The sequence below is a fragment of the Streptomyces guryensis genome, assembly GCF_021261325.1.
Taxonomy (GTDB): domain Bacteria; phylum Actinomycetota; class Actinomycetes; order Streptomycetales; family Streptomycetaceae; genus Streptomyces; species Streptomyces guryensis.
Window position 1 is genome coordinate 1 of record NZ_JAJSBI010000034.1, and the last position, 12577, is coordinate 12577.

General features: G+C 70.3%; 14 protein-coding genes and 2 pseudogenes. 10 read left to right on the forward strand and 6 right to left on the reverse strand.

Features of this window, described 5'->3' with window-relative positions; genetic code table 11:
* Positions 1-295: 295 nt before the first annotated feature.
* Positions 296-1696: a hypothetical protein gene (locus LJ657_RS41505; protein ID WP_232654879.1), complete on the forward strand. Its 1401-nt coding sequence runs from the start codon at positions 296-298 to the stop codon at positions 1694-1696.
* A gap of 65 nt (positions 1697-1761) precedes the next feature.
* Here the strand turns inward: LJ657_RS41505 and LJ657_RS49210 are convergent.
* Positions 1762-2364 (reverse strand): annotated as a pseudogene (locus LJ657_RS49210) (ImmA/IrrE family metallo-endopeptidase); the annotation flags it as partial.
* Between the two features lie 243 nt (positions 2365-2607).
* On the opposite strand from LJ657_RS49210, the gene LJ657_RS41510 reads away from it, so the two are divergent.
* From LJ657_RS41510 to LJ657_RS41520, 3 genes are all read left to right on the forward strand, one after another.
* Positions 2608-4512: a copper resistance CopC/CopD family protein gene (locus LJ657_RS41510; protein ID WP_232654880.1), complete on the forward strand. Its 1905-nt coding sequence runs from the start codon at positions 2608-2610 to the stop codon at positions 4510-4512.
* A gap of 69 nt (positions 4513-4581) precedes the next feature.
* On the forward strand, positions 4582-5220 hold the full coding sequence (locus LJ657_RS41515; RefSeq protein ID WP_232654881.1) for a hypothetical protein: 639 nt from the start codon (positions 4582-4584) through the stop codon (positions 5218-5220).
* A 122-nt stretch (positions 5221-5342) separates the two neighbouring features.
* Positions 5343-6059, forward strand: a complete 717-nt coding sequence (locus LJ657_RS41520) for a YcnI family copper-binding membrane protein (protein WP_232654882.1) — start codon at positions 5343-5345, stop codon at positions 6057-6059.
* Positions 6060-6229: 170 nt separating this feature from the next.
* On the opposite strand, the gene LJ657_RS41525 is transcribed toward LJ657_RS41520, so the two are convergent.
* Both LJ657_RS41525 and LJ657_RS41530 read right to left on the reverse strand, forming a co-directional pair.
* Positions 6230-6379, reverse strand: coding sequence for a helix-turn-helix domain-containing protein (locus LJ657_RS41525; protein ID WP_232654883.1), 150 nt, complete (start codon positions 6377-6379; stop codon positions 6230-6232).
* On the reverse strand, positions 6376-6660 hold the full coding sequence (locus tag LJ657_RS41530; RefSeq protein WP_232654884.1) for a hypothetical protein: 285 nt from the start codon (positions 6658-6660) through the stop codon (positions 6376-6378). The genes LJ657_RS41525 and LJ657_RS41530 overlap by 4 nt, the downstream gene beginning before the upstream one ends.
* A gap of 321 nt (positions 6661-6981) precedes the next feature.
* Between LJ657_RS41530 and LJ657_RS41535 the strand changes: the two genes are divergently transcribed.
* Positions 6982-7146 (forward strand): hypothetical protein, encoded by a 165-nt coding sequence (locus LJ657_RS41535; RefSeq protein WP_232654885.1) that lies wholly within the window; start codon positions 6982-6984, stop codon positions 7144-7146.
* Between the two features lie 687 nt (positions 7147-7833).
* On the opposite strand, the gene LJ657_RS41540 is transcribed toward LJ657_RS41535, so the two are convergent.
* Positions 7834-8319, reverse strand: a complete 486-nt coding sequence (locus LJ657_RS41540; protein ID WP_232654886.1) for a DUF5994 family protein — start codon at positions 8317-8319, stop codon at positions 7834-7836.
* Between the two features lie 175 nt (positions 8320-8494).
* On the opposite strand from LJ657_RS41540, the gene LJ657_RS41545 reads away from it, so the two are divergent.
* Positions 8495-8749 (forward strand): hypothetical protein, encoded by a 255-nt coding sequence (locus LJ657_RS41545; RefSeq protein WP_232654887.1) that lies wholly within the window; start codon positions 8495-8497, stop codon positions 8747-8749.
* Positions 8750-8942: 193 nt separating this feature from the next.
* A complete protein-coding gene (locus tag LJ657_RS41550) occupies positions 8943-9431 on the forward strand; it encodes a DUF5994 family protein (protein WP_372488046.1) in 489 nt (162 codons plus the stop codon).
* A 73-nt stretch (positions 9432-9504) separates the two neighbouring features.
* On the opposite strand, the gene LJ657_RS41555 is transcribed toward LJ657_RS41550, so the two are convergent.
* Both LJ657_RS41555 and LJ657_RS49215 read right to left on the reverse strand, forming a co-directional pair.
* Positions 9505-9903, reverse strand: a complete 399-nt coding sequence (locus LJ657_RS41555; protein WP_232654889.1) for a DUF5994 family protein — start codon at positions 9901-9903, stop codon at positions 9505-9507.
* A 48-nt stretch (positions 9904-9951) separates the two neighbouring features.
* Positions 9952-10117, reverse strand: a pseudogene (locus tag LJ657_RS49215) (acyl-CoA desaturase); the annotation flags it as partial.
* 369 nt (positions 10118-10486) lie between these two features.
* Between LJ657_RS49215 and LJ657_RS41565 the strand changes: the two are divergent.
* The 3 genes from LJ657_RS41565 to LJ657_RS41575 all read left to right on the forward strand — a co-directional run bounded on the left by LJ657_RS41565 (position 10487) and on the right by LJ657_RS41575 (position 12523).
* Positions 10487-10831: a hypothetical protein gene (locus tag LJ657_RS41565; RefSeq protein ID WP_232654965.1), complete on the forward strand. Its 345-nt coding sequence runs from the start codon at positions 10487-10489 to the stop codon at positions 10829-10831.
* A gap of 735 nt (positions 10832-11566) precedes the next feature.
* A complete protein-coding gene (locus tag LJ657_RS41570) occupies positions 11567-11944 on the forward strand; it encodes a DUF5994 family protein (RefSeq protein WP_232654890.1) in 378 nt (125 codons plus the stop codon).
* 210 nt (positions 11945-12154) lie between these two features.
* Positions 12155-12523 (forward strand): ATP-binding protein, encoded by a 369-nt coding sequence (locus LJ657_RS41575; RefSeq protein ID WP_232654891.1) that lies wholly within the window; start codon positions 12155-12157, stop codon positions 12521-12523.
* Positions 12524-12577: the final 54 nt, after the last annotated feature.

Below are 12577 nucleotides of genomic sequence, written 5' to 3' on the forward strand. Positions count from 1 at the left end.
GTTCCCGCTTCTCCTGCTCGACGGGCGTATACCCGCCCCGCTGCGCGTACCTCACGATCCCGTCGTACCGCAGGGATCACGAACCGTCACGACCCCGCAGGCTCTACGAGTTCAACCTGAGTAACTACGCCCAGGGAACCCAAGCTTCCCAAGCTGAGAGCGCGAGTTCGATTCTCGTCACCCGCTCTATGATGAAACCCCAGGTCAGCGGCCTGGGGTTTGTTTGTTGTCCAGTCCAATTCGAGGGTGGCGTGCCCTCCCCTTGCCCCCTGCGAAAGGGCCGTCCCGCACAGAGGTGGAGAAGGCCCAGCAGTCCTGGCCGACATCGACCAGCATCCCCCCAGACGGGGACTACCTCGTCACCACAACATGGCGTGCTCTGCTCGACGCCACCACCACAGTCGGCCGCGACATCACCCCGTGGCTGGCTTCCGTACCCCGACTGGCCCGCCGCGAGATCATGGCGCGGCGCTATCCGCTGTCGGCCTACCTGGTTCGCGACAGCGTGCAGACGGACCAAAAGGCAGAACCGAGGTGGAAGGTCATTCCGAGTGCTGTCTACTCCCACGGGACAGAAAGCTCGACCCGTACGGCGTTCGGCTATCCCATCGGCATGACAATGGCCGAGTGGGCCTGCAGCACACTCATGGGGCTCGGCCCGACGACGCATGCGGAAAGCGCAGCACCGCCCGGAGCCGCTCCGGATTGGGAGAAGACCAGCAGCCTGCCCGATCTGTTCGGGACGCATCCGGCAGATTCCGAAGTCTGGTTGGTCGAGGCGAAGGGAGGCCGCTGGCTACGAATGCCCTCCCGCCGGAAAGGCGCCAAGCAGTTGGATGTAGGCGCCCTGCTCCCCGTGCCACACCACAAGGTTCTGTGTGGCACGAGCCTCGAAAAACGCCTCTTCATGGTGATCGACGTGGAGAGCGTGAACCATGGCGGCGACAACGGCGGAGCCGGTACTGACGATCAGGCTCAGGACAGCGGCGATGTTCTGCTGGAGCTCGCGCGTGCCCGCATGATGACGTACTTCACCTTGGCATCGCTGCCGCCGGCTCTGCTGCGAGTCACCCCCGTCGGGAAACCTGAAGCCGGACGGGCGCTACAGCGCTCGGACCCCCTGCGCCTATTGGAGCGCGACTCTGCCACGGATGATCTGCGCCGCCGCGTCGGTGGATCCGCCGGTGAGGGAACAATCCGTGACCAGAACGGCCTGGACATGCTGACCAGCAGAATCCCAGGAACGGACCTCGTCCTCGGGATGTCTCGTCGGCTGTACAGCGCGTGCCGCGAACTCGCCGGACTGGCACGCCGCATCGCGGAAGAAGCTCGCCGGATGCGCCCCGAATACACGCCCTACATAAGCGGATTGCCACAACCACTTGATGTCCGTTCACTAGAGTCTCCACTTCCCCGGATCGCCGACGATGCAGATCGACAAGTGAGTGACACCCGATACGCACAGCAAGTGGCCGAGGCTCGAAGCCTGGTGCAGCACCTCAGGACTGAGCGGAGGAGCGGCTACCTGACAGCTGTTCGGCAAGGCTTTACAGAAGGGGACGAGCGGACGTGGGAGCAGCTGATCGACCTCAGCCCTGAGCCCGCGATCCCCGCCCGGGACGGATACCTGGAGGCCGCAACCACAGACAGGTACCTCGCAGTCGAGGAATCAGCCCTCGATCTGGAAGAGGGGTGAAGCGTCACCGTCCTGCGGCTGCTGCCAAGGCTGGCCTGCGGGCCGTGCGGCATCTGTTCCTCTCCGTGCAGGACGAGGTGGCCGATTTCGTGGGCGGGGTCGAAGCGCCCGCGTTCCGCGGTCTTCTCGGTGCTCAACAGGATGAACGGGATCCCCCGGTCCCAGAAGGAGGAGGCATCGACCTCAGGGCGGTCCCGGGAGAGGGAGAAGACGCGCACACCATGCGCCTCCAACAGGTGGACCACGTTCGAAATCGGTGCGTTTCCGAGTCCCCAGTGCGCACGCACCAGGGATTCGGCTTCCTCCGCCGGGACGTCCGTGCCAGCTGCCTCCCCTGGGTGGGGAATCCGATCCTCGTCCGAACCCAGGCGGCTGAATGAAGTCAGCGACGGGATTTCGGGGACGGGCAGGCGGAAGTGCGCCCCGATCCAGTCCTGCAGCGTGTGGGCCAGCCGCCCGGCGCTGAGGGCGATGTCCCGCTGAGAGGCGGTCATCTTGCTCAGGGCACGGAAGCTGACCGAGTCGGCCGTCAGCTCGGCCACTTCCTCGGCGCTGAAGAAGGAAGGCGGGAATTCCAGTGCTGTCGCAAGCGCCTCCATCGACGGAGGGCTGGGAGTGGCCCGTCCACTCTCGAAGTCGGACAGCCTGCGTGGCGTCAAGCCGGCCATTTCTCCAATCTGGTCTCGGACGCCAAGGCCGGCAAGCTCGACGGCATCGCCGTGCCCTGATCCCCGGCTACCGCGAATCCGGTCGTCGGCGGTCCCGGTGATCGCCGGCGACAACCATCACGAAGAACGCACAGGTCCCACGCACAGCTCACCGCGCCACACGTCCCCGGCGGAGCGCGACTTTACGGTGGCCGAACGGCGTAGCGATGCCGCGGCAAACGGCGGGGCCCAACTTACCTGTGCATGACGACGGGTTGGCTCAGGTCCGCACGGCCGGCGATCAGGACTCGGGTCCGGTGGCTGGTCTGGTCCCTGGTGCTGTGCGCCGCGGTGTTCGCGGTTTCGCTCGCCGCTGCCGCAAACGCCTCGGCCCACGCCGCCCTGCTGTCGACGGACCCCGCCGCGAACGCGATCCTGGCCACTGCGCCCCGGCACATCACGCTGACCTTCGGCGAGGGAGTGGGGATCGCCGACGACTCGATCCGGGTCTTCGGCCCGAGCGGCAGCCGTGTGGACGACGGCCACCCAGGGCACGCCGAAGGCGGCGACGCGACGGTGCGCGTGGCGCTGCGAGGCGGTCTGCCGCACGGGACGTACACGGTGGCGTGGCACGTCGTGTCCGCCGACACCCACCCGGTGGCCGGCGCGTTCGTCTTCTCCGTCGGCGCTCCGTCCGGGCATGTCACGGCCCCGCAGACCAGGTCGCCGAACGCGAGCGCGGCCGGTGTCCTGTACGGCCTGGGCCGGTACGCGGACTACACCGGCTACACGGTGCTTGTCGGAACGAGCGCCTTCGTCCTGCTGTGCCGGCCGACCCGGCAGGCGATACGGCCACTGCGGCGGCTGCTGCTCACCGGCTGGGCGGCGATGGCGCTCTCAACGCTCGCCCTTCTGGTGTTGCGCGGCCCGTACACCGAGGAGCAGGGGCTTGGCCGGGCGCTGGACATCACGCTGCTCCGGAACACCCTGGACAGCAGGGCCGGCACCTTCGTCCTCATACGGCTGCTGCTCCTGCTGGCGACGGGTCCGTTCCTGCTCCTCCTGGCCGGGCGCTTCGGCTTCCCGTCCGCCGTCGGCGAGGAGGACGCGAGGAAGGGACGGGCACGTCGGCTCGGCCTGTCCGTCGCCGTCGTGGTGACGGCCGTCGGCCTGGCGGTCACCTGGTCCCTGGCCGAGCACGCCTCGGTCGGCCTTCAGGTGCCGCTGGCGATCTCCCTCGACGTACTGCACCTCGTGGCGATGGCGGCGTGGCTGGGCGGCCTCCTGGCCCTGCTGACCGTCCTGTACCGCGTCCCCGCCGATCAACCCGCCGATGCCGAGACGGCGCGGCGCTTCTCCGTCGTCGCGCTCGTCGCCGTCGTCGCGCTCGTCGCCACCGGCCTCTACCAGTCGTGGCGCCAGGTGGGTTCCTGGGACGCGCTCGTCGCGACCGCCTACGGGCGGTGGCTGCTGCTCAAGGTCTACGGCGTGCTGATGATGGTGACGGCCGCCTTCTACTCCCGGCGCTGGACGGCGGGACTGCGTGCGACGGCCCGCGTCCGGGAGAGCGAGCCCGTGCTGGTCATGGCCGGTCACTCCGACGGCACCCGGCCCGAGCGCATCGGTGACGCCCCGTCCTCGACGGCATCGGTCTCCGTGGCCTCGGACACGGTCGGCTCCTACCGGCGGGCCCTTCGCCGGACGGCGGGCATGGAGGCGGTCGTCGGCATCCTCGTGCTCGCCGTGACCACCGTGCTCACCAACACCCAGCCTGCGCGAACGGAGACACCTGGCGCCGCCGCCTCGCAGGCGGGGCCGGTGCACGTCGCCGTCCCCTTCGACACCGGTCAGGCCGACGGCACAGGCCGAGGCACGGTCGAGATCACGCTGACCCCGGGCCGTCCGGGAACGAACGCCCTCAAGGCCGTCGTTCTGGGCCCGCACCACACCGCCGCGCACGTCCCGGAACTGGACATCGCCTTCGCGCTCCCGGCACGCGGCATCGGCCAACTCAAGACCGTCCTCAAGGAATCCGGGAACGCCTGGGTGGCACAGGGGCTCCAGCTGCTCGCCCCGGGAACGTGGCAGCTCTCCGTCACCGTACGGACCACCGCCATCGACGAGGTCACCCAGACCAGGACGGTTCGGATCCCCGGAGAGGGACGGTAAGCCGTGGCCCACGTCGTCCCGCTCACGGAGCATTCCGGCCGACACAGACCCACAACTCGCCTATTTCCTGTGGCAGTTCACCATCCCGCGTCGACTGCACTGCGGAGCCTGCGGGCCGCCGTGTTCGCCGCGGTGTGTGTGACTCTCGCGGCGGCCGGACACAGCCTCGCGGGACATCCGACCCCTGCCTTGTGGGCCGACGGCGTCGGCTTCGCCACGGTCTTCGCCCTGGGCTGCCCGCTCGCGGGCCGCGAGCGGTCGCTGACCGGGATCTGCGCCGCCATGGCCGTGGTCCAGGCCGGCCTGCACATGTTCTTCGACGCCACGTCCCTTCACACCGGGCCCGGCATGCCGACCACGCCCGGTGTTCCCGGCTCCGTGACGGCATCCGTGACGGCATCCGTGATGACGTACCACGGAGCCGACGGACGGGCGATGACGGCGCACGCCGCGGCGGCACTGGTGGCCGCCTGGTGGTTGCGGCGCGGTGAGGCGGCCGTGTGGTCGCTTCTGCGACAAGTTGCCACACTGGCCCGCGGTTCCGGGCTCCAGTGGCCGGTGACCGTCACCCTCGCCGAGCCGCCGCCCGACGCGGTCGTCCGGCGGCGTGACGCGCGACAGCGGTGCATGCGGCAGCTCCTGCTGCGGCACGCCGTGACACGCAGGGGACCTCCGGCGAGGGGGCCGGTCACGGCCCCGCCCCGGTGAGCCGTCCTCGTACGGATCCCCACACAGCCCCCGGCACGAACAGCGGTCCCTCTTCGACCGCTCCACCGGCGCACTTCGCTGCCCGCCGGACGCTCCCCTACAGACCCTTACGGAGTCTTCGCATGTCTGCGACCCCTCTCGCTTCCACTCCCCTGCGCGGGTTGCGGCGCCTGGCCGTGGTCGGCGCCCTGGCCACCGCCGGTGTGCTGGCCGGCGCCGGTGCGGCGTTCGCGCACGTCACCGTCCACCCCGACAGCTACCCGCAGGGTGCCTCCGACGGCACGCTGACCTTCCGGGTGCCCAATGAGGAGGACAACGCCCGCACCACCAAGGTCGACATCGTCTTCCCCGCCGACCACCCGATCCCCTCTGTCCTGGTCAGCCCGGTCGCGGGCTGGACGGCCCAGGTGAAGAACACCCACCTCAAGACGCCGATCAAGACCGACGACGGCGACATCACCAGCGCCGTCTCCGAGATCGTCTGGACCGGCGGCGGGATCGCCCCCGGCAACTACCAGGACTTCACCGTCGCCTTCGGCCAACTGCCCAGCGGCACCGACCAGTTGGCCTTCAAGGCCCTCCAGACCTACTCCGACGGCAAAATCGTCCGCTGGATCGAGCAGCAACAGTCCGGCCAGCCGGAACCGGACAACCCCGCCCCGACACTGAAACTCACGCCCGCTGCCGCCTCTGGAGTATCGGACGGCGCCTCGACCACGACGGCGAAGGCCAGCGACTCCACCGCTCGCACGCTCGGCATCGCCGGCCTCGCCGTCGGCGTACTGAGCCTGATCACGGGCGGCCTCGGCCTGGCCCGAGCCCGCGCCGCCCGCCGGTAGCCGCACCTGACGCCTGAGCCCCGGCCGAAATCACCCGGCCGGGGCCCGACGTTGGCGTACGGCCGCTCAAGACGGCTCTTCCTGCTCCGCGAGGACCTTGATCGCGTCGAGGCGGCGGTCCCACTGGGCGGCGAGGGCAACCAGTCAGCGGGTCGTGCGCTCCAGGGGCTTCAGGTGGTGACGGGGAGAGCCGCGGCGAGCGAGGTGGATGTCGCGCCGCCTTCACCGACGAGGGTGCTGAGGATCTGCCGGCGGATCGGGTCGGCCAGCGCCAGCAGGACGCCCTCGGGGGCCTGTTCGCCGTCGTGCGTGCCGGTCATGCCTCGGTGTGCTCACACTCTGCGCGCAGCAGGTCGAGCTTACCGGGCCAGTTCAGGCTGTTCGCGCGATGGCAGTCGGCCGGCTCGTCGACTGGCAGTCCGAGGCACGCGAAGCCGGTCTCGGTAATCGTGAGCCGGGCGCCTGCCGTGTTCTCGCCTCCCTGACGCCCAATCAGCCGAATCCTAGAGATGAGTGATTCCTCGGATTCAGAGGCCGCACCAGCCTGCCCCCGGCAGAGATCAAAGTCAGCATCACCCCTGAGGCTTTCTGTGATCTTCATAGCCGGGCACAGGCAACCAGCCATACGCTCTCGCAACGGCTTCCCAAAGTCGACCTGAGCACCGACAAACCCCACGCAGAAAGTGGGCCACGTCAGCGCGACACCCGCCCGTCGTCGAGCGTTGTGCCCATAGCGCGCCCACAAGAGCGGACAACCACGGTGCCGTCAAGCCCCCACACCAGCAGCGACTCAGCGGATCAGTGCAGGTCAGAGCGCATAGGGCTCCCCAAGCGCCGTCGCTTCCCAAGCTGGGAGCGCGAGTTCGATTCTCGTCACCCGCTCCATGATGAAACCCCAGGTCAGTGGCCCGGGGTTTGTTCGGTGAGGGACGCGAAGCGCCTTGGCGAACGCCGACTGCACAACATCCTCGGCGCCGAGGACGGGCTCAGGCACTCCTTCCTCAACCAGCAGTCGACGCGCGAGCCTGGTCATCTCGGCCTGATGGTCTCGGTACACGGCGTCATAGGTCACTGCGGATCGCACTGACGACTTAGGGCATGCAGAGAATTAACTTGCTGCTTCTGGTACTTGACGTCCCAGGTCAGCGCGACGCACGCCCACATGTTGTTCTCCTGCATGCCCTTAGGACTGGGATCAGAATGAGGTGCTCGCCGCTCGCAATGACGGGATGTCAGTTCTCGTTGCGGGGCAGGGCGGATGCGGCAGAAACGCGGGGTGGGGCAAGCCGAGGCTGGTCGAGGGCGGACTCAGGAAACTGCCCGGGCGCTACGGCGCGTGCGGCTTGCTCGGCGGTTCCCAGCCGTGGGTGAGGATGTCGAACATCGCCTCGACGGCGGCCCGGCGGTCCTGCGTGGACGCTGTTTCATTAGGGAGCCGCTGCCGCGTTTTACGAGTGCTCCTGCACCCCCGGACTGGGCACGCAGAGGGCACGCGCCGCTTGGGAGGGCGCCCCGATCACGTCGCAGCATGGCGCTGACCTGCACTTTCGCGTAGATGAGCCGGAGGCGAGCCCTCAGCCCGCTGTTCTCGGGCAAGGGCGACATCCGTCCTGCCCGTGCTGCGTCGTGGACGGCACACAAGTCCCGCGTGGGAGCGGGCACTTGACCGCCGGTTGTCGTGCGTCAGAGCGGGAGGTCGTACGCCCGCACGTGTCGTCTGCGCCTGTCGGACTTCGCCACCGGATCGGCCGTCCCGGCACCGGACCGGCCGTCGTCACATCTCCGGCGCCACCCGGCCGGTGCCGGTGTCGATGAGGATCTGTGCGGCCTCGGTGATGTTGTCGGTGCGTACCGCTTCGGCCATCGCGGCGCGTGCCGCCTCGGGCGTCGCGTGCGGCGGGACAACGAGGAGAGAGAAGTGGTCCTGGTCGCCCCTGGTGACCAGGACGGTGTCGTCGCCGACCGGGAAGGAGTCGATGTGGACGACGCGGTCGTCGACGATCAGCCGCGTCGGCAGTTGCTCCCAGGCGGTGGCGTCCAGGCCGATGCGGGTGACCGGCCCGAGATACTCGGTCAGTGCGGCGATCAGGGCGGGCAGCTCGGCTGCTATGTCACGGGACCGCGGCCACCATGCCCCGTCCAGAACACCCTGCCGTTCATGCGTCGTCTCCAGCCGTACGACGGCCGTCCCGGGCTTCGCCACCTGGTGGAGCGTGTCCGGCAGGAGCCTGGTCACACGCGGGGAGTCGGAGTCGGGCATCACACTCACCTGTCTGTCCGCCGGCGGAAACGCGGAGTGGATTTCTCGTTTCACGGTACTGCGCGGCTCACTGCGGCCGCGAAGGCCGCTGGTCACGGGCGTGAGCCGCGAGACGCGCCGGAGTAGAGTCGAAGATCCGGTCCGCGCATCCGTGCCCAGATGACCCGAGGTCGCCATGCAGCAGCCCAAGCAAACCCCCTCGGGAGGGCACGCCGACGTACGCATCATCGCGGCCTCCCCCGAGGTCGCCCGCCGTGTCGCGGAGGTGCTCCGCCGTTGCTTCGCGGCGACCGAGCAGCGCAGCTATCCCGCGGGCGCCGCGGGAGGAACGCGCCTCGAGCTCGTCGTGGACACGACGCGGGCGGCGGAACCGGCGCGGTCCTGGCTGGAGACCAGCCGCACCCCGGGAGCGGACAGCGGGCGCGAGTGAGGAGACGGGCAGGGGCGGTCGGTTCGGCCTGTTCGAGGAGTACCGTGAGGCCATCGGGAGCATTTCGCGCACCGGCCCCGGCGCCGGTGTCGTTCCTGGTGAGCAACGACGCCGGACAACTGCCCGCGCGCAGGGAGTCCGGAGACGGGTCCGCACAATGTCCGCGACCACCGGCCGTCCTCCACTGAGCGCCATGCCCTTCAGGGCTCCGACCGCACGCCTCGCCCTCAAACCCGTGCGCCCTTCCACGGGACACGTTGAGCTGGACGGCGCCTGGTGGCCCCGCTCACGTGACCTGACACAGGAACTCACCGCGCTGGCCGACGTACTGGACCCGCTGTGGGGCCGGATCACCCGGATCGCCGTCAATCCCCGCTACTGGCCGATCATTCCGCGCAAAGTCTTCGTCAACGGCCATGTGGTGAAGGTTGGTTGGTTCACCTCGGAGCTGGATCCGCACAAGATCCTGCTGCTGTCCGGCGCGTCGGGCCGCTGGAACCTCCTGGTGGTTCCCCCGGAGACCGACGACCCGGCTGCCGCCCGGCTGATGGCCGCCGCGAGCGCCGACACGGGCCCGCGTTGGACCGCGTCCGCCCTCATGACGGCGGAACGGCCCGACGGCACAGCCTCGTCGTACGACACCGGGGCCGGCCCGGCGGACCGGCCGGCGGCGGGCATGTGACGGCCGGCTCACCGCCCCGGCCTGCAGCGCCCCGGTGACCTGGTGAGCCGCCCGGCAGCCGGTCACGGCCAGGTCAGGCCCGACCGCCCGCGGCGGCTGACATGAGCGGTTCCGCGGCCTCGTCGGTCGTGCCCGGCGGCACGACCAGCAGGTCCCAGCGCCCGCGGCCGGGGGCGAGCAGGACGACGGTGCGCGGGGCCGATGCCCCCGGTGTCCTGCGCAGCCGTACGACCTGGTTGGAGACGAGCATCCGGCCGGGCACCGCGGACCATGTCGCCCCGCTGACCGTGACGCTGGTGATGTGGCCCCACGCGCGCGGCAACCCGGCGAGCAGTTGCGGAAGTTCGGCGAGGAGGTCGTACGAACGAGGCCACCACGCGCCGTCGATGGCCCGGGGCAGGTCCCTGTGGGGGGCCAGACGCAGGCGCAGGACGGGCTGCGAGGGAAGCGGGGGTTGCAGTGCGGTGGTCATGACGGCTCCTGCCAACTGCCTTGCATGATGGGATGGTTGACGTCCGGCACGACAGGCCGCGACCCGGTCCGGCGCCGGCCGGCGCACGTCGTGTACCCGGCCGAAGCTTTTCGAGGAGGCGGATGACGGCGGCCGACGGGGCGAGCCGACCGCGGTCGACGCCGTGCCGGGCGCTGGTGGGGTCGGCGCGGTGGGTGTGGTGGGCCGGGTGCCATGGAGGGGCTCCTTGACCTCGGCGGAGGCCGCTGGGACAGAGGTGCGGCCGGGGTCACGGGCTGCCCGTGACCGGATGGGTGGTGTACTGGAGACGACCTGTCGGGCAGGCACAACGCACCCTCGTTCTCTCCACCGTACTCCCTGTGGCGGGAAACGCTCGGAGACCGCCGGTCAGACCCCCGGGCGGGGTGCGCTCGGGCCGGTGCCGCGTTGACACGGATCGTCGCCGAAAGTTCACTGACGGAACGGCGCAGGGCCGTGAAGGGCAGGGCCGACCGGGTTTCCGGCAGCCTGAAGCAGGCCGCCGAGAAGGCCAAGGGCGTCTTCGGGCGGCGCCCCCATCACAACGGGAACGGTGCATACGACGATGTACGACCAGACACGCGCCCAGCAACCCGACGACCGGCCCCCGGGCCACGCCGGGCGCCGCGCCCCGGGCCCGGAACCGCTGCTCCCGTCCGGCGAACGGGACAGGATCGTCCGGCGCCTCGGACACGCCGTGAACACCTTCGCGGACGCTCCGGGCGAGGCCCTGGAGGAGGCCGAGAGCGCCTTCGACGAAGCCACCGAGGCGCTGGTGAACGCCCTCATGGAACGTCGGCGCGTCCTGCGCGCGGGCTGGCAGGACCATGATCCCGTGACGCAGTCCGCCGAACTCCGGCTCGCACTGCGGGAGTACCGGGAGATCACCGGGCGACTGCTGCGCGCGTGATCCGGGCGGCTGCTGCGCGCGCAAACGGCCACAGGTCCGCCGGCGCAAGCGCCTTCCGACGGCCGCCGCCAGATCGCCCGATCCTTGGCGGCGGCCGTCCGGGACTCCCCCGCGGCCGAATCCCCCTTCACGGACGCGCGATCGGGAGCCGTGTGCCCCGCATCGGACCGCGCGACGGCATGCGGGAGGCACCGCGCCGGTCTCGCGACGAGGGGAAGCTGGACGGGGCGAGCACAGGAGCCGACAACAACGGGCATCGAAAGCCGACTGCTCTGCAGAGGGTGAGGATCGATCCTTGCCCGGCGGCTCGGGGCACGGGCAGCCCACGGGCTGCCGAACGGCGTACGTTCCGCCGGAAGCCTGTGCACGGCGGAATACCGCAAACCCTAGGTGGACTCGCCCCGGGTGAGAACCCTTGAGGGCCACGGAGAATCTTCGGACGGTCTCGCCCGTCCACGCGCCGGGGCTCAGTAGCGTGGAACGAACCGGGAGTTGCCCGTATGCCGACGCTCCGTCGGCGTCGTTCTCGTCGCACCACGACACCGGTCCGTCGCACGGCGGCCCGGGGACAGGGACCGCGACATGAACGCGCCCACCGGTCAACGCGCCTCGCGCCTCGCGCCTCGCGCCTCGCGCCTCGCGCCTCGCGCCTCGCGCCTCGCCCGAGCGGATACGCCCTTCTTCACTTCGGCCCGCCCGTCTCACCCTGCGTCCGCCGACCTTTCCGCAGGCCCCGTGAGCGGCGCCTGGTGGCCCCGTTCCGAGGACCTGCCGACCGAACAGCCCGCTCTCATCGAGGCGTTCGAGAGGTCATGGGGGCGTGTGACCCGTATGGCCGCACACCGCAGCGCCTGGCCCCAGGCACCCGGCGACCTGCCCGTCGCCGGGCACACGGTGCGCGCAGCGTGGTTCACGTCCGGGTTCGACCCGCACGCCATCCGGCTCTTCGCCTATGGCGTCGGACGCCGGGACCTGCTGGTCGTCCCGCCCGAGACCGAGACGGCCACGGCCGAGCGGCTGATGACGGCCGCGGCCGATCCCGCGCTCCGCCTCACCGCGAGCGCGCTCCTTCGGGACGGGGGAGGAGGCCGCCGTCCGGCAGGGGACACGTGACCTCCACCGCGCAGCACCGTGCGCCGTCGGCGATGCCCGGCTCACCCGTTTCCGGTTGGCGATCACCTGCACCGGGCATCGGCACCGGGCAGGACATGCCGCTGCCAGGCGAGCGGCCACGGCGGTGGTGGTCGGGTGGCCCAGGAGGGGAAGTGATCCGCCATGCGCACGCATCGGCGTAGTCATCGGCGTTCCGCACGAGTCGAGTACGTGCTGCCCGACGATGCCGAATCGGCGGGCAGGGCGCGCAAGTTGGCCTCGCAGTTCCTCGCCCGGCCCGACCGCCGGACGGCGGGGCTCGACGCCGAGCACATCGGCGACGCGACCCTCATCGTCTCCGAGCTGGTCACCAACGCCACGCGGCACGGCGGCAGCTGCCGCCTGCGCCTGCACGTGTCCGACACCCAGGTGACCGTCGAGGTCTACGACGGCAGCCCCGGCCGGCCCCGCGTTCGGCCGCTGACGACGTGGGGTGAGAGCGGGCGCGGCCTCGCCATGGTGCGGTGCCTGGCACAGCGCTTCGACATCGATCCGGTCGACGGGGGCGGCAACAGAGTGCGCGCGGTGTTGGCCCTGTGACCGGGCCTGACCGGCCCGGGCGTCGCTCCTCGAACCGCTCCTCCCCGTCCGGGC

Bases quoted from the DNA above. Each gene is read 5' to 3' on its own strand.
- LJ657_RS41530 (WP_232654884.1), bottom strand. From the start codon at position 6,660: ATGAAGATCACAGAAAGCCTCAGGGGTGATGCTGACTTTGATCTCTGC.
- LJ657_RS41540 (WP_232654886.1), bottom strand. From the start codon at position 8,319: ATGCCCGACTCCGACTCCCCGCGTGTGACCAGGCTCCTGCCGGACACG.
- LJ657_RS41525 (WP_232654883.1), bottom strand. From the start codon at position 6,379: ATGACCGGCACGCACGACGGCGAACAGGCCCCCGAGGGCGTCCTGCTG.
- LJ657_RS41565 (WP_232654965.1), top strand. From the start codon at position 10,487: ATGTACGACCAGACACGCGCCCAGCAACCCGACGACCGGCCCCCGGGC.
- LJ657_RS41510 (WP_232654880.1), top strand. From the start codon at position 2,608: ATGACGACGGGTTGGCTCAGGTCCGCACGGCCGGCGATCAGGACTCGG.
- LJ657_RS41555 (WP_232654889.1), bottom strand. From the start codon at position 9,903: ATGACCACCGCACTGCAACCCCCGCTTCCCTCGCAGCCCGTCCTGCGC.
- LJ657_RS41550 (WP_372488046.1), top strand. From the start codon at position 8,943: ATGCCCTTCAGGGCTCCGACCGCACGCCTCGCCCTCAAACCCGTGCGC.
- LJ657_RS41545 (WP_232654887.1), top strand. From the start codon at position 8,495: ATGCAGCAGCCCAAGCAAACCCCCTCGGGAGGGCACGCCGACGTACGC.
- LJ657_RS41520 (WP_232654882.1), top strand. From the start codon at position 5,343: ATGTCTGCGACCCCTCTCGCTTCCACTCCCCTGCGCGGGTTGCGGCGC.